17 protein-coding genes are annotated in these 16,380 nt (G+C 73.4%); 5 read left to right on the top strand and 12 right to left on the bottom strand.

Annotation, left to right across the window (positions count from 1 at the left end):
* Positions 1-28: 28 nt before the first annotated feature.
* The 4 genes from BUE43_RS30895 to BUE43_RS30880 form a co-directional block, all read right to left on the bottom strand.
* On the bottom strand, positions 29-451 hold the full coding sequence (locus tag BUE43_RS30895) for a hypothetical protein (protein WP_073489883.1): 423 nt from the start codon (positions 449-451) through the stop codon (positions 29-31).
* Complete coding sequence (locus tag BUE43_RS30890; protein WP_073489882.1) at positions 448-3,231, bottom strand: FtsK/SpoIIIE domain-containing protein; 2,784 nt, start codon at positions 3,229-3,231, stop codon at positions 448-450. Before BUE43_RS30890 ends, BUE43_RS30895 begins: the two co-directional genes overlap by 4 nt.
* 177 nt (positions 3,232-3,408) lie before the next feature.
* Positions 3,409-3,660 carry a hypothetical protein gene (locus tag BUE43_RS30885; protein ID WP_073489881.1) on the bottom strand — a complete coding sequence of 84 codons (252 nt, stop codon included), beginning with the start codon at positions 3,658-3,660 and terminating at the stop codon, positions 3,409-3,411.
* Positions 3,661-3,662: 2 nt separating this feature from the next.
* Entirely contained in the window at positions 3,663-3,923 is a 261-nt protein-coding gene (locus BUE43_RS30880; RefSeq protein ID WP_073489937.1) for a hypothetical protein, read from the bottom strand.
* Positions 3,924-4,187: 264 nt separating this feature from the next.
* On the opposite strand from BUE43_RS30880, the gene BUE43_RS30875 reads away from it, so the two are divergent.
* A complete protein-coding gene (locus BUE43_RS30875) occupies positions 4,188-5,966 on the top strand; it encodes a M14 family zinc carboxypeptidase (RefSeq protein ID WP_073489880.1) in 1,779 nt (592 codons plus the stop codon).
* 85 nt (positions 5,967-6,051) lie between these two features.
* Here the strand turns inward: BUE43_RS30875 and BUE43_RS30870 are convergent, their stop codons facing one another.
* The 4 genes from BUE43_RS30870 to BUE43_RS30855 all read right to left on the bottom strand — a co-directional run bounded on the left by BUE43_RS30870 (position 6,052) and on the right by BUE43_RS30855 (position 8,880).
* Positions 6,052-6,678 (bottom strand): hypothetical protein, encoded by a 627-nt coding sequence (locus tag BUE43_RS30870; RefSeq protein ID WP_073489879.1) that lies wholly within the window; start codon positions 6,676-6,678, stop codon positions 6,052-6,054.
* 69 nt (positions 6,679-6,747) lie between these two features.
* Positions 6,748-7,623 carry a hypothetical protein gene (locus tag BUE43_RS30865; RefSeq protein WP_083960341.1) on the bottom strand — a complete coding sequence of 292 codons (876 nt, stop codon included), beginning with the start codon at positions 7,621-7,623 and terminating at the stop codon, positions 6,748-6,750.
* 169 nt (positions 7,624-7,792) lie between these two features.
* Positions 7,793-8,326: an alkylhydroperoxidase, AhpD family gene (locus tag BUE43_RS30860; RefSeq protein WP_073489877.1), complete on the bottom strand. Its 534-nt coding sequence runs from the start codon at positions 8,324-8,326 to the stop codon at positions 7,793-7,795.
* Complete coding sequence (locus BUE43_RS30855) at positions 8,326-8,880, bottom strand: peroxiredoxin (protein ID WP_073489876.1); 555 nt, start codon at positions 8,878-8,880, stop codon at positions 8,326-8,328. Before BUE43_RS30855 ends, BUE43_RS30860 begins: the two co-directional genes overlap by 1 nt.
* A 92-nt stretch (positions 8,881-8,972) precedes the next feature.
* On the opposite strand from BUE43_RS30855, the gene BUE43_RS30850 reads away from it, so the two are divergent.
* Complete coding sequence (locus BUE43_RS30850) at positions 8,973-9,908, top strand: LysR substrate-binding domain-containing protein (RefSeq protein WP_073489875.1); 936 nt, start codon at positions 8,973-8,975, stop codon at positions 9,906-9,908.
* Positions 9,909-10,310: 402 nt separating this feature from the next.
* A complete protein-coding gene (locus tag BUE43_RS30845; RefSeq protein ID WP_073489874.1) occupies positions 10,311-10,610 on the top strand; it encodes a hypothetical protein in 300 nt (99 codons plus the stop codon).
* A 17-nt stretch (positions 10,611-10,627) separates the two neighbouring features.
* On the opposite strand, the gene BUE43_RS30840 is transcribed toward BUE43_RS30845, so the two are convergent.
* The 3 genes from BUE43_RS30840 to BUE43_RS30830 form a co-directional block, all read right to left on the bottom strand.
* Entirely contained in the window at positions 10,628-11,401 is a 774-nt protein-coding gene (locus tag BUE43_RS30840) for a transporter substrate-binding domain-containing protein (protein WP_234996017.1), read from the bottom strand.
* A gap of 197 nt (positions 11,402-11,598) precedes the next feature.
* On the bottom strand, positions 11,599-11,997 hold the full coding sequence (locus tag BUE43_RS34500; RefSeq protein WP_159447818.1) for a DUF4232 domain-containing protein: 399 nt from the start codon (positions 11,995-11,997) through the stop codon (positions 11,599-11,601).
* Positions 11,998-12,300: 303 nt separating this feature from the next.
* A complete protein-coding gene (locus tag BUE43_RS30830) occupies positions 12,301-13,386 on the bottom strand; it encodes a gamma-glutamylcyclotransferase (protein WP_073489936.1) in 1,086 nt (361 codons plus the stop codon).
* 36 nt (positions 13,387-13,422) lie between these two features.
* Here BUE43_RS30830 and mtnA point away from each other — a divergent pair, with 36 nt between their 5' ends.
* The gene (gene mtnA, locus BUE43_RS30825; protein WP_073489935.1) at positions 13,423-14,421 is read left to right on the top strand and encodes an S-methyl-5-thioribose-1-phosphate isomerase; all 999 of its coding nucleotides are present in this window, start codon (positions 13,423-13,425) and stop codon (positions 14,419-14,421) included.
* 93 nt (positions 14,422-14,514) lie between these two features.
* The gene (locus BUE43_RS30820; RefSeq protein WP_407697148.1) at positions 14,515-15,231 is read left to right on the top strand and encodes a PIG-L deacetylase family protein; all 717 of its coding nucleotides are present in this window, start codon (positions 14,515-14,517) and stop codon (positions 15,229-15,231) included.
* A 58-nt stretch (positions 15,232-15,289) separates the two neighbouring features.
* On the opposite strand, the gene BUE43_RS30815 is transcribed toward BUE43_RS30820, so the two are convergent.
* Entirely contained in the window at positions 15,290-16,378 is a 1,089-nt protein-coding gene (locus BUE43_RS30815) for an S-(hydroxymethyl)mycothiol dehydrogenase (protein WP_073489870.1), read from the bottom strand.
* Between the last annotated feature and the right edge of the window lie 2 nt (positions 16,379-16,380).

The following is a 16,380-nucleotide window of genomic DNA, read 5'->3' as shown; positions in this document are numbered from 1 at the left end:
ATCATGAGCGCCGAAGAGCGATGATCGCTCACGATCCCCTCCGGTACCGGAGGAACCCGCGCTTCCGCAGCGCGTCCTCCAGGGCCTGGTAAGTGCGCTCCACCTCGCGGTCCAGGTGGTTGAGGTCCGGGCGGGAGATCGGCAGGCCGTCCAGCGCCGCCACGTCGGCCGCGCGTTGCGGAGCCAGGTCCTCCTGGGCGGGCAGGGGCTGGATGGACATCCAGCGCTCCTCCCACAGCGCCTCGACGGCGGCCTCCCACTGCGCCTCGGCGATCACCCGCACCATGTGCTCCCGCTCGCCGGCCTCGGCGAGCTCCTGCCACGCCCGCAGGGCGACCCGCTCCAGCACGACGGCGCGCTCCCGGTCCTGCTCCCGCTGCCGCGCCACCAGCTCCGCCACCCGGCCGGTGATCTCCTTGTACCGCGCCGCCGCTGATCCCGGTCCGCTCATCGCGGGTCCTCCAGCACGTCGAACGGGATGACCACCTCGGGCCGGGTGTGCTCGAAGCGGTCGAAGAACAGGCCCCGCCGGGCCCTCGGCGACCAGGTGATCACCTGACCGGCGGCGAGGCTGGCCAGTTCCTGGCCGTGCACGTCGAAGGCGACCCACGCCCCGACGTCGTCGGTGGAGCCCAGCGGGAGCATGGCGCGCAGCCGGCCGACCCCGCGCCACCAGCCGATGGTGTGCACCCCCAGCTCCGGGCCGTGCCGCAGCACGTGCCGGAAACTGTCCACACCGGACTTCGCGGCGCCGGGGTCCTTCTTCTCCAGCAACGCCTGCGCCGCGTCCACCGCGTACAGCACCAGGTAGTGCGACGGCGCCCGCTCGGCGCTCGTCGCGGAGAGCCGGCCGGTGATCTGGTCGGCCGTCCCTGTCAGCAGTGCGCGCAGCCCGTCCAGCCCGAGGAGCTCGACTTCGTGCCCGGCCTCCTTCAGCTCCCGCTGGAGCTGCTCCGCCGGCGCCCACGCCTCGTCGACCAGGCAGGCGATGGTGAACCTGGCCTCGCCGGGCGCGTGCTGCCTGGCCAGGGACGTCGTCGCCGCGGCGAGGACGCCGCCCGCGTCGCGCAGGGACGAGCCGAGGGCCGCGACGTTGCGGCCGGGGCTGCGCGGCAGCGTCACCTTCGCCGCGCTGCCGGCGACGTCGATGACCTGGCCCAGCAGCACCACCGGCGCCCCGTCGCCCACCGGCGCGAGGGCTTGGAAGTCCCGCACGTCGGCGAGCCGGGGGACGTGGCTGCCGTCGAACAGCCGGGGCTCGGCCAGCGCGGGGTCGCGGTGCTCCCACAGCCGGACCTGGAGGGCGTCGAAGGTGCCCCGGCTGGTGGCGTCCGGGATTCGGGCGAGCTGGTTGCCCAGCCGCACCCCGGACTCGTGGTTGACCACGGCGTGCCGCCGGGGCAGCTCCATCGCCACGTCGTTGGTGTCGGCGAGCACCCGGCGGGCCTTGGGCAGCGCGACCCGCAGGATGAACTGCTCGAAGATCGCCGGCTTGCCCCAGAACGCCTCGATGCTGGAGACGTCCTGGCTGGACAGCACCAGGTGGATGCCCTGGGACCGGCCCCGCCGCGCCACGTCCTCCAGCAGGCCCACCGCCTGGTTCGTCACCGCGTCCCGCTCGGCGAACAGGTACTGGAACTCGTCGATCACGGCGACGATCCGCGGCCACCGCCCGTCCGGGTCCTCGGCCCGCAGCTCCTCCAGCTTGGTGACCTCGTGCCGCTTGGCCGCGTCCGCCCGCCGGCGCATCTCGTCGGTCAGGAACCGCAGCAGGGCCAGGCCGAACTCCCGGTCGGTGTTGACGTTGACGCCGACCAGTCGGGCGTGCGGCAGCCAGCTCGGGTCCTTGCGGCCCGGCGTGAACTGCGCGAAGGACACGCCCTCCTTGAAGTCGAGCAGGTACAGCTCCAGCTCGTCGGGGGAGTAGCGGGCGGCGAGCGAGCCGAGCAGCGCGTACAGGAAGTTCGTCTTGCCGGAGCCGCTCGGCCCGCCGACGAGCACGTGCGGGGAGGAGTCGCCCAGCGACAACGTCACCGGCTGGCCGTCGTAGTAGCCGATCGGCGCCTGGAGACCGGTGGTGGACCGGGCGGTCCACGTCCGGGGTGGCATCAGGTCGTCGAAGGCGCAGACCCGGCTGCGGCGCTCCGCGGCCTGCTCGGCGATCGCGCCGCACGCCCGCAGCGCCGCCTCCCGCGACGGGGGCGGGTCGATCCGCACGGTCACGTGCGGCCCGGTCATCGTGCTGCGGCCGATCGGCCCGCTGGTCAGCTCCACGGTTTCCACCGGGGAGTTCACCGTGATCGGGATGTCGACGATCACCAGTTGCACGCCGCAGTCCAGGCCGTTGCGGGCGATGCGCTGCAACTTCTGCTGGAGCTCGTCCTTCAGCCGCTCGCGGTGGCCGAAGAGCACGGCGACCCGCCACGGCTCGGTCCGCCGCCCGGTGGTCGCGGCGAGCTGCCGCAGCGAGGCGTGCCCCTCGACCAGCACGCTCGTGTGGATGCGCCGGATGTGCTCGGCCAGCTCGTCGAGCAGCACGTGGAGCTGCGTCGGGTCGTGCATGGTCAGCAACCCGGCCCTGGTCAGCGGGTACAGCGCCGGCAGCGCGCCGGTGAGCTGGCCGACGTCCCAGACGTGGACCTGGACCAGCCCGGGCTGGAAGTAGCCGAGCACGCGCAGCAGCAGCGACTCCACCAGCCCCTCGGCCGCCGCGCGGCTGGTGTGGTTGGTGCTGACGTGCAGGTGCGCGGTGTCGAGGAGGGGCACCGCGAGCGGGAACTCCTCGTGCGTGGGCGCGCGGTCCACGCTCGCCACACCCACCCGCCACAGCTCCGGCACGGCCGAGACGCCGTCGTGCCGGCCCGGCGGCCCCAGCCACTCCTCCCACGGCAGGGAGGCCGGGCCGGGCGCGCTGGCCGCGACCAGCTCGGCGGCCTCCCGGGGGCCGCTCCCGGTCCACCGCGCGAAGATCTCCGCCCGCTCGGCGAGCGCCTGCCGCAACACCGGGGCCAGCACCGGGTTGCGCAGGGCGGCCCCCAGCTCGCGGGAGGCCAGCGCGCGGTCCACCCCGTCCTGGCGCACCCACAGCTCGACGACCGCGCGGGCGTGGGCCAGCGCCGCCCTCGCCCGGTCGGTGGCCGCCGCCGACAGGGCCGAGGCCACCGCGTGCCGGAACTCCGCGAACGCCGCCTCGATCCGCCTGCGCCGCTCGGTTCGCCTCTCCGAAGGCACTGCCCACCTCACTCGTCGCCGGGTAGGGCGGGCGCGACCGTCCCGGCCCGGGCGCCGACCCGGGCGGGGTGGGCCTCCCCTCGGGGGACACCCACAACGGTCTTCCCGCGGGACACCGCGGACCCGAGCCACCACACCGTCGTGATCACGGTATCCGCTGCTGTGCCAAGGCGTTCCTCACAGCCGGGTGGTGTAACCATCCAGGCTGGTGATCGCGGCGACGAGCACCGTCAGCGCGTGGTCGAGCCGCTCGACGGCCTTCGGCAGCTCCGGCGGCAGCAGCGGCTCCGGGTGGTTGCGGCCGACCTCCAGGAACACGTTCCCGGACTCCTCCAACGACTCCCTGGCGGAGTTCGCCGAGGCGTGCGCCGCGCAGAGCTGCTCGCGCACCACCGCCAGGGCGGCCCTGAGCTCGGCGATCGACGACACGGCTACAGCCGGCTCGCGTAGCTCTCGGCGGAGGAGATCGCGGCGTTGACGGTCTGCTGCACGTCGCCGATGCTCTGCAACGCCTGCTGGAGCAGGCCGTTGATCTGCTCGGCGTCGCTCTGGCTGCTGCCCTCGGACGCCTGGGCGAACGCCGTCTGCGCCTGTTCGATGGCTGTCGCCGCCTGTTGCAGCGCGCCGATGCTCTCCGACGCCTTGTCCGTCGCCAACGCGATTCCCGCTCGGACCTGCTCGACGCTTGCCATTCCGTCCACGCTCCCCGATCGCGGCCCCGCCGGTGGCGTTCCTCCGGCGCGGGAGCCGCATCGACCTCGACGCTAGTACCGCCGTCCGGCGACGCAAGCAAGATCGTCTCATTGGGTGCGCCCCTTGCGCCGGGTAGGGGTGGTTTGCCCGGACCAACGGTGAGGACGCCGCGAGTTTCCCGACGTTCGGCTCCTTGTGCCATGCGGTGACGGAATGGTCACAATCCGTGGACCGTATTCGTGACGTGGAAGGACGTACCCGAGATGCTCCGACGTCCCACCCGGACACGCAGGGCGCTGGCCGCCACGGCGGCCGCGCTCGCCGCGGTGACGGCGCTGGCCGTGACGGCCCCCGCCTCCGCGGCGACCGACCCCGCCGCCGCGCCGACCACCGAGCTGCTGACCGTCACCTCGCCGGGCGAGGACCCGGCGCTCCTCGCCCAGCGGCTGGTCGAGAGCGGGCTCGACGTCGTCACCCGCGACGGCGACAAGGTGGTCGTGGTCGGCTCCGAGCACACCCGGGAGCAGCTGGACCAGCTCGGCGTCCAGACGGTCCACGCCCGGCCCGTGCCGGTCGCGGCGCCCACCGAGTCCACGGCGGCGTACCCGCTGCCCAGCCGGCTCGCCGACCGCCAGTACCCCACCTTCTACGGCGGATACCGCACCGTGCAGGGCTTCCACCAGTTCGTCGCCGACGTGGCCCAGCGGTACCCCGAGCTGGCGCGCCGCGTCTCCTACGGCGACTCCTGGCAGCGCACGCAGGACCGGAGCAAGGGCAATGAGCTGACGGCGCTGTGCCTGACCGCGCGGCCCGACCAGGGCTGCCAGCTCCGGCCGGACTCGGCCAAGCCCCGCTTCCTGCTGATGGCGCAGATCCACGCCAGGGAGATCACCACCGGCGAGACGGCCTGGCGGTTCGTCACCCGGCTCCTGGACGGCTACCGCGCCGACGCCGAGGTGACGGCGGTGCTGGACGGCACCGAGGTCTGGGTGGTGCCGCAGGTCAACCCGGACGGCATCGAGACGGTCCAGGAGGGGCTCGGCGCGGGCGACGTCGCCGGGAGCAGCCGGGCGTGGCAGCGCAAGAACCGCGACGACAGCAACTCCGAGCCGCCGTGCGCCGGCCCGTGGCAGGTGTCGCAGGAGGGCATCGACCTCAACCGGAACTGGGACTCGCACTGGGGCGGGGCGGGGACCTCGAAGAACCCGTGCAGCCTGGTGTACCCGGGGCCGAAGCCGGCCTCGGAGCCCGAGACCACCGCGCTCGCCGCGTTGTTCGAGCGGCTGTTCCCCGACCAGCGCGGCCCGGCCGACACCGACGCCGCGCCGGCGAACGCGCGGGGCGCGATGGTCACGCTGCACACCTACGGCAACCTGGTGCTGTTCCCCTGGGGCCACGACAAGAACGTCAAGACGCCCAACGACGCGGGCCTGCGGTCGATGGCCTTCCGCATGAGCCACTTCAACGGCTACAACACCGGCCAGCCGGGCGAGGTGCTCTACAACGCCTCCGGCGGCACCGATGACTGGACCTACGACAAGCTCGGCATCGCCTCGTTCACCTACGAGATCGGGCCGGGCTCCGGCGACTGCACGGGCTTCTTCCCCGAGTACCGGTGCCAGGACAAGTTCTGGGAGCTGAACGGGTCGGCGCTGCTGTACGCGGCGAAGTCCGCCCGCTCCCCGTACACCACCTCGCTCGGGCCGACGATCTCCAACGTGAACGTGCAGCGGGCGCACGGCCCGTGGGCGTCAGTCGGCGCGAAGGCGGACGACAACGCCTACGGCGGAAAGGGCGTCAACCGGCCCGCCGCGCAGAAGGTCGTCGCGGCGGAGGCGTACGTCGGCAAGGCGCCCTGGGAGGGCGGGGTCCCGCAGACGCTCCGGGTGAACGGCGACGGGTCCACTGTGGACGTTGGCGGTGTCTTCGACGCCACCGGTGACACCGGTGAGCACCGACTCGTCTACGTCCGGGCCAAGGACGCCGACGGCAACTGGGGCCCGGTGACCGCCGCCTGGTTGCCGCCGCGCAGCAACGACTGAGCACGGCAACGGTAGTCACACAGCGGAGCCCGGATCGCTCAGGCGATCCGGGCTCCGCGCTACTCAAGTGCTGGCGACGTCTCCGTCACTTCGTCGGAGAGGCTGACGAACCAGCCGCGCTCGGCCATTCCCCGCTCGACGGGCATGGGGGAAGGACTGCGCGCTGTCCGCGTGCGCGGGCCTCTCGGACCAGTTCCTCGGGAATCACGGGCTGGACGTGAACAAGTTGGGGGAGCTGTCGGCGGAGGTCGTCACCCCACGCCTTCAGGTCGACGTCGCGCATGGGCAGGAGCCAAACGCTCGCCGGAAGCGCCTCGGGGCGGGCGAACGCCAGCAAGTCCTTGTGCTCAGCAAAAATTCGCTGAAACCAAGCGTAGTTCTCCTTCTGGCTGGCGTAGAACACGCGCCTCGACCGGGGGTCCTGGCTCATGATCCGTGCGACCTGAACCATCTCCTCGTCGGTCTTCACGGAAAGCCGCAGTTGGGCTCCGCACACCGGGTGGTCCGCGAGGGGGACCGGCTCGGGAGAACGTTCCTCCGGCGGCTCGGTGAACACGAACCGCCAGAACGAGGTTCCGGCGACGGCCACGGCCACGACGAGCACGGTCAGCGCGAGGACGACCTCGCGACCGCGTCTTCGGAGCCTGGGCCGCTCCTCGGGGGTTGACGGAACCTGGTCCTCGGCGGATTCACTGGCGGACTCACTGTCCACAGTGGAATCCTCGGACGGTTCGACGCCGTCGCGGCCGGCCGATCGCGAGAGGTGGGCCGGAGCGCCAGATCAGCGGGGAACGGGGGCGGTGGCGTCGGCGGCCAGCTCGACCGCGGAGATCCCCGAGGGCGGCGGGGACGGCGTCCGCCACCCCGCGACCACCGCCCGCTCGGTCCGCTCGGGCGGCGTCCAGCCGGTCCCGCCCAGCGTGGCCACCGCCGTCGCCACGACCTGCCCCGGGTCGCCGTCGACCCGGCCGAGGTCGAAGCCGACCCGGATGGCCGTGGTGTGCCGCGCCACCCCGGTCAACCGCGCCTCGCGCGTGATCCGGCTGGCGACCGCGCGGGCCTGCCACTCCGCGCCGGCCTCCCGCTCGGCCACCACGTCGACCCACAGCCGGAGCCGGGGCCCGCTGCCGTCGTCGACCGGCTCCGGCTCGGACCAGTCGTCGCTGTCGTGGGCGTCGCCCGTGTCGTCCACGTGGTCGGAGTAGACCGTGTGGTCCGTGTGGTTGGTCCTGCCCGGCCGGGCGCCGCCGGCGGCGAAGTCACCGCCGGCGGGCAGCCAGCGGGCCCCGGTCCACGCCTCGACCAGCAGCCGCTCCCCGCCGGGGACCAGTGGAGCGACCAGGTCCGGGTCGTCGACCACCGTCCACGCGGTCGGCGGCTCGCAGGCCACCCTGCTGGTGGCGAACCCGGGGTCCAGTGAGCGCAGGAACGAGCGGATCGAGCGGGTCAACGCCGCCGCGGCGGTCGACCCGGCCCGCTCGCCGGGGCGGACGCTGATCGTCACCGACCAGCAGCCCGGGTCCTCGTCGGAGCAGTCCGCGGTCTCCACCACCCGGCCGCCCACCCGGGCGCGCAGCCCCCGGCAGGCGGCGCGGGCCTGGTCAGCACCCTCGGCCGCGACCACCGCGGTGATCAACAGCTCCAGCTCGTCGTCCATGGCGTCCCCGATTCTTCCGCAGGGCGGGACCGGGCCGGCGGCCGGCCGGCCCCCGGGCATCCTGCCGTGTTCCGGGGGAAAAGGGGCGCAGCGACAGGAACGAGAACGAGAAGGAGGCGGGGTCCCGAGGGACCCCGCCTCCCGAGGCGAACCGCCGCGCCGGCCGGGCTCAGGCGCTGAGCGCCAGCTCCGCGTCCAGGGTGACCGCGGCGGCGTGCACCACGGCCGCGACGCGCAGGGCCTCGTGCACGGTCTCCCGGGGCACGCCGGCCTCCCGCAGCGTCTTCTCGTGCGACTCCAGGCAGACGCCGCAGCCGGTGATGGCCGAGACCGCCAGGCTCCACAGCTCGAAGTCGACCTTCTCCACGCCCGGGTTGCCGATCACCTGCATGCGCAGGCGGGCGGGGAGGGTGTTGTACTCCGGGTCGCCGACCAGGTGCTTCGACCGGTAGTAGATGTTGTTCATCGCCATGATCGAGGCGGCGGCCTTGGCCGCGTCCACCGCCTCCGGCGACAGGTGCTCGCCGGCGGCCTCGGCCAGCTCGCGCAGCACCACGGCGTTGCGGGACGCGACGGCCACCGCGAGCACGGTGCCCCACAGCTGCTGCTTCGGCAGCGTGGACGTGCCGATCACCGAGCCGAGGTTCAGCTTGGTGTCCTTCGCGTAGGACGGCAGCGCCGCCTTGAGCGCGTCCAGCGACATCAGGCCTCCACCATCAGCTTGGCGGCGTCGAGGGTGTCCTGGCCCTTGTTCCAGTTGCAGGGGCACAGCTCGTCGGTCTGCAGGGCGTCGAGCACCCGCAGGACCTCCTCGACGTTGCGGCCGACCGAGCCCGCGGTGACCATCGCGAACTGGATCTCGTTGTCGGGGTCGACGATGAAGGTGGCCCGCTGCGCCACGCCGTCCTCGCCGAGCACGCCGCAGGCCGCCGACAGCTCGCGCTTGATGTCGCTGAGCATCGGGAAGGGCAGGTCGCGCAGGTCGGGGTGGTTCTTGCGCCACGCGAAGTGCACGAACTCCGAGTCCACGGAGACGCCGAGCACCTGGGCGTCGCGGTCGGCGAACTCGCCGTTGAGCCGGCCGAAGGCGGCGATCTCGGTCGGGCAGATGAAGGTGAAGTCCTTGGGCCAGAAGAAGACGACCCGCCACTTGCCCTCGTAGGACTTGTGGTCGACGTTCTGGAACGCGTTGTCCGCGTCCAACGACACACATGCGGTCAGCGCGTACTCGGGGAACTGCTGGCCGACGGTCAGCACCGTGCCTCCTGGGTTGTCGACGACGTCGTAGCCAATGGGAGCAAGAATCTATTGATAGGAGAAATCACCGGACTCGACTAGACTGATCGGACGTGCCGATCAGTCACACCGGCCCAACGATCGCCCAGCTCAGGGCGTTCGTCGCGGTGGCCGAGTACCTGCACTTCAGGGCGGCGGCCAGCGCCCTCGGCGTGAGCCAGCCGGCGCTGTCGGCCGCGGTCGCCGGCTGCGAGGAGGCGCTCGGAGCCCGTCTTGTGGAACGCACCACACGCCGGGTGATGCTCACCGCGGCGGGCGAGCGGATGGTGCCCCGCGCCCGGGCCGTCCTGGACGCGGTCAAGGCCCTGGTCTGCGAGGCGGAGTCGGTCGGGCAGCCGTTCGCCGGCGCCCTGCGGCTGGGGATCATCCCCACCGTCGCGCCGTACCTGCTGCCGGTCGCCCTCGACGGCCTGCGCAGCGCCTTCCCCTGCCTGGAGCCGGAGGTGCACGAGGAGCGCACGGAGCGGCTGCTGGAGGGCCTGTTCTCCGGCCGGCTGGACGCCGCCGTGCTCGCCCTGCCGGCCGGCGGCCGGGCGCTGGTCGAGATCCCGCTCTACGCCGAGGACTTCGTGCTCGTCGTGCCCAGGGAACACGAGATCGCCGGCTCGGCGTGCGTCTCCCGCGCGGCGCTGCGCGAGCTGGAGGTCCTCCTCCTGGAGGAGGGCCACTGCCTGCGGGACCAGGCGCTGGACCTCTGCCGGGAGGCCGGCGGCCGGGCCGCGAACACGACCAGGGCGGCCAGCCTCGGCACCCTCGTGCAGCTCGTCGCCGCCGGGATGGGCGTCACCCTGCTGCCCAGGACCGCGGTGTCCGTGGAGACGCGGCGCGCCGGGCTGTCCGTGGCCCGTTTCGGCAGCCCCGTCCCCGGTCGCCAGATCGGCCTGGTGCACCGGGCGACCACCGGCCGCCACGCCGAGTACGTCGAGATCGCCGCCGAACTCCGCCGCGCGATCCGCGCCCGCCGCCTCCCCGTCCGCCTCGCCTCCTGACGGTCCTTGACAGTTGCGCGGCGTGACCTCTGCGCTGCCCTGATGCCACCCTGTTCGGTGCGTCGACGGCGGGCGAGACGGCAGATGCCGAGGTACGACGGGGCCGTTCGCCAAGAAGGAGCAGGCCAACGTGCGTCCCCCGGACGATCCTCCCACCCCGAATCAGGCCGCCGGTGTTCTCGGTGCCGCCCACACCCCTCCGCGTCATCTGCTTGATGTGGGACGTATCCCCAACAGCCAGTGGGGAACAGATCGGCACCCCCGTCCTGCGGACCCGCTTTCCCCCGCCGAGCGGCAGAAGCAACGGCGGGAGTCCGCGCTGGACGAGATTGCTCGGATCACTCACGAGCACGGCGGCTATCCGGACGACTTCTGATCCTCCCGTCGCCTGAGTCGATCAGGGTGAGCGCACTGTGGGGTGCGTGCGACGTCCTGGTGACGGAGGGCCAGCGGTTGGCGGACGAGGTGGGGCGAGTCACCGGTCTGGACGTCCAGTCGCCGGATGTCTTCCTCACCTATGCCGTCGACGTGGACCTGCCGAGAGCGGCGAGGGCCCTGGTGGGGATGGCGCGCACTCGGTGGATCCGGTCGCTGGACGGGGAGTCGGCGGACTACGAGGTGCGCGCCCGGCTCATCAAGTGGGCCCGGGAGAACAGGCTTCCCTCTCTTGCGGAGATCCTGGACCAGGCTGACGTCGACTGAGGGGTGTTGGCGGAGGATCAGCCGGTCCAGGGGGTGGTGATGCGGTGGTAGGTGCCGTCGTGGAGGGCTCGGTCCAGCCACTGGTGGACCCAGCGCTGGAAGACGGCGTCGCCGAGGGGGAGGAGGTAGGCCTTCTCGGTGCGGGTGAACGGCTCGTCGGGGCGGACGGCGCACAGGCCGGGCCGCCGCCGGGACTGGTAGCGGCCCTCGGCGGCGTCGGTGACCATCACGTCGGCGCGCCCGGTGAGGATCTCGTCGAAGATCGTGGTGTTGTCCGGGTGGACGGTGATGGCGGCGCGCCGGAAGTTGGCCCGGGCGAACTGCTCGTTGGTGCCGCCGGGGTTGACGACGACGCGGGTGCCGGGCTGGTCGATCTGGTCGAGCGTGGTGAACCGGTCCACGTCCGCGCACCGCGCGACCGGCGCTTTGCCGTCGACGAAGGAGTGCTTGCTGTAGGCGGCTTTCCGCGCTCTCTCCGGGGTGACCGAGATGCCGCCGACGCCGATGTCGCAGCCGGCGACGAAGTCGTCGGTCAGGGTTTTCCACGTGGTGCGCACCATGGTGGCGCGGACCCGGAGGCGAGCGGCGAGGTCGCGGGCCATCTCGACGTCGATCCCGCTCCACTCCCCGGTTTCCGGGTCGAGGTGGGTGAACGGCGGGTAGTCCCCGGTGCTGCACACCCGGAGCTCGCCACGGGCGGTCACGACGTCGAGCCGGGACCGGGGCGGCGGGTCCACCGGGGCCGCCGCTGCGGCCGTCAGCGCCGCGCAGCCGGCGACGACCAGGGTCACGACAAGACTTCTCGGCCCCATCCGGCACCTCCGGCCGACATCATCGGCCACCGCCGACCGCTGTCGACCGGAAGTGACAGGGCTGTGCCCCGAAGAGCCGAGCGCGGGCGGCCCGCGGAAGCAGTAGCAGCGACGAGCCGCTCGGCGGATTCGCCGACCACCCCCGGCCCGCGCTCGGGCGCGGGCCGGGGCCGGGCCTAGACGGGGAAGAACGCGCTCACGGTGATTCGGCCGCTCTGGCAGACCGGCCCGAAGGACCACGGGACGGAGAACGTCTCCGTCTCGTCCGGCGGGATCACGGCCAGGGCGGTGGGTTCCGGCTGACACGGCCGGTCAACGGGCTCGCCGGCCCCGGGCACCACGCCCCACCGCAGGTTCGCCGCCGCCCGCGTGCCGGGCGCGAGCCGGAAGAGCTGCGGCCCGGGGTTGTCGGACCGGTCCACCGACGTCGGCAGCGGTGCGCGGCCGTTGCCCAGCAACTGCATGCCCACGTAGCCCTGGAGCGTGCAGGGGCGGTCGCTGGTGTTCGTCACGACCAGGCGGGCGTAGCGGTTGCCCGCGGCCGAGTCCTGCATCTCGACAACGCCGTTCAACATCTGGGGGTCACACCTGCCCTCGTTCGCTCGTGAGGTCGGGGCGGGGCGGGAGCCCGCGCCCCCCGTCGGAGCGGTCGCGCTGGTCGGGTGCCCACCGGCGGGTCCCTGGCTGGTCGCCCTCGCGGACGACGACGTCGGCGCGGCGGTGTCCGCGGGCGGGCGTTCGGGTCCGCACGCCACGAGCGCGAACCCGGCTAACAAGATCGTCGTCAAGGTCGACTTCATCGCGACCACCTCCAGTTCAGGAGGGTTCCCGCCCCTGCGCGGTTTCCCACCTGTCACGACGTGCGGAGGTGTGCGGGGTTAGCCGGAAGGCGAGGAAAGCACCCGATCGGTGGTGATTTGCGGCCATCCGTGTGGTAGCACCGGCATCCCGGTGAGGCCGTCGGGACTCGCCCAGACGTACGCCCAGCACACGGACGTGTCGGGTAGCCGGACGCGGACGCGCCGGTACTCGTCGCCCTCGTAGGCGTCGAGCCGGGCCAGGGCGGTGACGGGGTCGCGCAGGGTCAGAACCTGGCCGGGCACGGGGAACTCCCCGTCCAGTCGCAGGGCCGGGTAGCCCCGTCCCGTGTCATGCAGGGTGCCCGGCAGCGTCGCGGGGCGGCCCTCGCCGATGGCGAGCGGAGAGATCAACGACCACGCGGACGCGCCCGGCCGCAGCGTTCCGTAGACGAAGACCCGGTCCGGCCACTCGTCCGCGCCGGCGTCACCGTCCACTTCGGACACATCCAGCCCGTCGGGGCCGGCCTCGCCCCGCAGCGCCAGCGCGGCGTCCTGCGCGGTGTCGGCGCAGCGCACCGGCCGGCCGTCGACGAGCAGCGGGAGCCGCACCCCGGTGGCCGCCGTGTAGGCCCACGGCGCGTCGACCAGGGAGCCGTCCTCCAGGACGACGCTGCCGGTCCGCAGCCGGACCAGCCGGTAGCGCTCGCCGCGCCCCTCGCACCGGTCCAGCACCCGCACCTGCTCGGGCGTGGCCAGCCAGACGGAGTGCTCCTCGACCGCGCCGGGCGCCGCGCACAGCGTGGCCGGGCGCTGCCCGTCGCGGACCCGCAGGCCGGCGGCCCAGACGGCGGCGAGGTCGCGCGTCGTGGCCCGGAGCAGGACGACGGGGCCGGTGAGGCCCAGGTTCTCCCGGAGCCAGGTGAGCTTGGCGGGGTTGCGGTTGGAGCCGTAGGTGAGCAGCGGGACGCGCTCCGCCACCGGCTCGGCGTCCCGCTCGGCCAACCAGTCGTCCAGGTCGACGTCGCCGACCCGCCATCCGGCCGACGCCGTGCGGTCCGACAGGAGGGGCCAGCCCACACCACCATGGTGCGCGTACGAGTGGACGGGCACACTGCCCGGGTAGGGGTCGGCCGGATGCTCGGCATCCACGAACGGCTCGACCACGACCGACACGGTAGGAAGACGGTGGACGGCCGAACCATGGAATGGGTCGATGGTCACATCGTGACCATCGACCAGACGACACTGCCCGAGATCACCCCGTTGCGTCTGTCCACTGTGGACGACGTGGTGGACGCGATCCGCCGGCTCGCGGTGCGCGGCGCGCCGCTGATCGGCGTGACCGGAGCGCTTGGCGTGGCGCTGTCCGCGCGGCTCAGCGGGGAGAGCGGCTACGACCCGGAGCGCGTGCGCGCCGACGCCGAGCGCATCGCCTCCGCCCGCCCCACGGCCGTGAACCTGCGCTGGGCCGTGAACCAGGTGCTCCCGCACGTCGACGCCGGCCAGGACGCGGTGCTGGCCGCCGCGCTGGAGCTGCTGGAGGCGGACGTGCGCACGAACGAGGCGCTCGCCCGCCGGGGCGCGGCGCTGCTGCGCGAGCTGGTGGGGGAACGCCCCATGAGCCTGCACACGCACTGCCACACCGGCGCGCTCGCCTGCGTGGCGTGGGGCACGGCGCTGGGCATCGTGCGGGCGCTGCACGAGGACGGCCTGGTGCGCCAGGTGCTCGCCGACGAGACCCGGCCGCTGCTCCAGGGCGCCCGGATCACGGCCACCGAGCTGGCCGGCATGGGCGTCGACCACCGGGTGGTCGTCGACGGCGCCGGCCCCGGCCTGATCGCGCGGGGCCTGGTGGACGTGGTGGTCGTGGGCGCGGACCGGGTCGCGGCCAACGGCGACGTGGCCAACAAGGTCGGCACCTACCCGCTGGCCCTGGCCGCGGCGCGGGCCGGCGTCCCGTTCGTGGTCGCCGCCCCCGAGTCGACGGTCGACCCGGCGACGCCGGACGGCGCGGCCATCGAGATCGAGGAGCGGGACGACGCCGAGGTGCTCCGGTTCGCCGGGCGCGTGACGACGCCGGAGGGCAGCAGGGCGATCAACCCCGCCTTCGACGTCACGCCGGCCGACCTCGTCACCGCCGTGGTGACCGAGAAGCGCGTGGTGCGGCCCGCCCTCGGGGAGCGGATGGCGGGCGAGTAGCCCGGCCCCGCCGGCCGGTCAGCGGAGTGACAGGAGATCCGTGACCGGCCGGCGGGAACACCGGCGCGCCCGCCGGCGCTTGGTGAGAATGTGATCGTGGACTTGGCTGAGTTCCCCGAGGACTGGTCGTCGGCGCTGGTGGTCGTGGCGCACCCGGACGACATGGAGTACGGCGGCGCGGCGGCGGTGGCCCGCTGGACGGCGCAGGGCAAGCGGGTCGACTACCTGCTGGCGAGCCGGGGTGAGGCGGGCATCGACGGCATGGCGCCCGACGAGTGCGCCGAGGTCCGGGTGCGCGAGCAGGTGGCGAGCGCGGCCGAGGTGGGCGTGGACGTGGTCGAGTTCCTCGACCACCCGGACGGGATGATCGAGTACGGCCTGCCGCTGCGCCGCGACATCGCGCGGGTGATCCGCCGGCGCCGGCCCGAGGTGGTGCTCGTGGTCAACCACCGCGAGACCTACGGCGGCGTGTTCCTCAACATGGCCGACCACCGGGCGGTGGGCCAGGCCGCGATCGACGCGGTGCGCGACGCGGCCAACCGCTGGGTGTTCCGCGAGCTGGTGGACGAGGGCCTGGAGCCGTGGGGCGGCGTGCGGCACCTCGCGGTGATCGCCTCGCCGGACGCCACCCACGCCGTCGACGTCACGGAGAGCTTCGACGCCGGCGTCCGCTCGCTGCTGCACCACCGCGCCTACCTCGACGGGCTGGGGCCGGACTGGCCGGAGCCGGCGGTGTTCCTCCGCGAGGGCGCCGAGCGGGTCGCCGAGCGGTTCGGCGGACGCCTCGGCGTGTCGTTCGAGCTGCTCTGACCTCCGCCAGCCGTCCGGCCCGCGCGCCGCGCGCGCCACGCGGGCCGGATGGCGTCGGTCAGCCGAGGAGCACCACGCTGCGCAGGACCTCGCCGCGCTCCATGCGCTCGAACGCCGCCTCGACGTCGTCGAGCCCGATCCGCTCGGAGACGAACCGCTCCAGCGGCAGCCGGCCCTGAAGGTGCAGGTCGACCAGGGTCGGGAAGTCCCGCTCGGGCAGGCAGTCCCCGTACCACGACGACTTCAGCGCGCCGCCCCGCGAGAACACGTCGAGCAGGGGCAGCTCGACCCGCATCTCCGGGGTGGGCACGCCGACCAGCACGACCGTGCCGGCCAGGTCGCGGGCGTAGAAGGCCTGGCGCCAGGTCTCCGGCCGGCCCACCGCGTCGATCACCACGTCCGCGCCGAACCCGTCGGTCAGCTCGCGGACGCGCTCCACGACGTCGCCCTCGCGGGCGTCCAGCACGTCGGTCGCGCCGAACTCCCTGGCCCACTCCAGCTTCCGCGGGTCCACGTCGACGCCGATGATCCGGGTCGCCCCGGCCAGCCTGGCGCCGGCGATCGCGGCGTCGCCCACGCCGCCGCAGCCGATGACCGCGACGCTGTCGCCCCTGCCCACGCCGCCGGTGTTGATCGCCGCGCCCAGCCCGGCCATCACGCCGCACCCGAGCAGCCCGGCGACCTCCGGCGCGACCGAGCGGTCCACCTTCGTGCACTGTCCACTGTGGACAAGGGTGCGCTCGGCGAACGCGCCGATCCCCAGCGCCGGCGACAGCGGCTCGCCCGAGGCCAACGTCATCGGCCGGGCCGCGTTGAAGGTCGAGAAGCAGTACTGCGGTCGGCCGCGGCGGCACGCGCGACAGCTCCCGCACACCGCGCGCCAGTTCAACACGACGAAGTCGCCGGGCGCGACGTTCGTGACGCCCTCGCCGACCTCGACCACCTCGCCGGCCGCCTCGTGCCCGAGCAGGTACGGGTACTCGTCGCCGATCCCGCCCTCGCGGTAGTGCAGGTCCGTGTGGCAGACCCCGCAGGCCAGCACCCGGACCACGGCCTCACCGGGTCCCGGGTCGGGCACGACGACGGTGGTCACCTCCACCGGCTCGCCCTTCCCCCGTGCGACGACGCCGCGCACCTCGTGTGGCATGT

This window comes from Streptoalloteichus hindustanus, from assembly GCF_900129375.1.
Taxonomy (GTDB): Bacteria; Actinomycetota; Actinomycetes; order Mycobacteriales; family Pseudonocardiaceae; genus Streptoalloteichus; species Streptoalloteichus hindustanus.
Note: the sequence above shows the minus strand (reverse complement) of the source record. Positions and strands in the feature narration are given on the sequence as shown.

What these genes read in the sequence shown, in the direction of transcription:
- BUE43_RS30895 (WP_073489883.1), bottom strand. Translation starts at nt 451, where the DNA reads ATGAGCGGACCGGGATCAGCGGCGGCGCGGTACAAGGAGATCACCGGC.
- BUE43_RS30880 (WP_073489937.1), bottom strand. Translation starts at nt 3,923, where the DNA reads ATGGCAAGCGTCGAGCAGGTCCGAGCGGGAATCGCGTTGGCGACGGAC.
- BUE43_RS30875 (WP_073489880.1), top strand. Translation starts at nt 4,188, where the DNA reads ATGCTCCGACGTCCCACCCGGACACGCAGGGCGCTGGCCGCCACGGCG.
- BUE43_RS30865 (WP_083960341.1), bottom strand. Translation starts at nt 7,623, where the DNA reads ATGGACGACGAGCTGGAGCTGTTGATCACCGCGGTGGTCGCGGCCGAG.
- BUE43_RS30860 (WP_073489877.1), bottom strand. Translation starts at nt 8,326, where the DNA reads ATGTCGCTGGACGCGCTCAAGGCGGCGCTGCCGTCCTACGCGAAGGAC.
- BUE43_RS34500 (WP_159447818.1), bottom strand. Translation starts at nt 11,997, where the DNA reads ATGTTGAACGGCGTTGTCGAGATGCAGGACTCGGCCGCGGGCAACCGC.
- mtnA (WP_073489935.1), top strand. Translation starts at nt 13,423, where the DNA reads ATGGAATGGGTCGATGGTCACATCGTGACCATCGACCAGACGACACTG.
- BUE43_RS30815 (WP_073489870.1), bottom strand. Translation starts at nt 16,378, where the DNA reads ATGCCACACGAGGTGCGCGGCGTCGTCGCACGGGGGAAGGGCGAGCCG.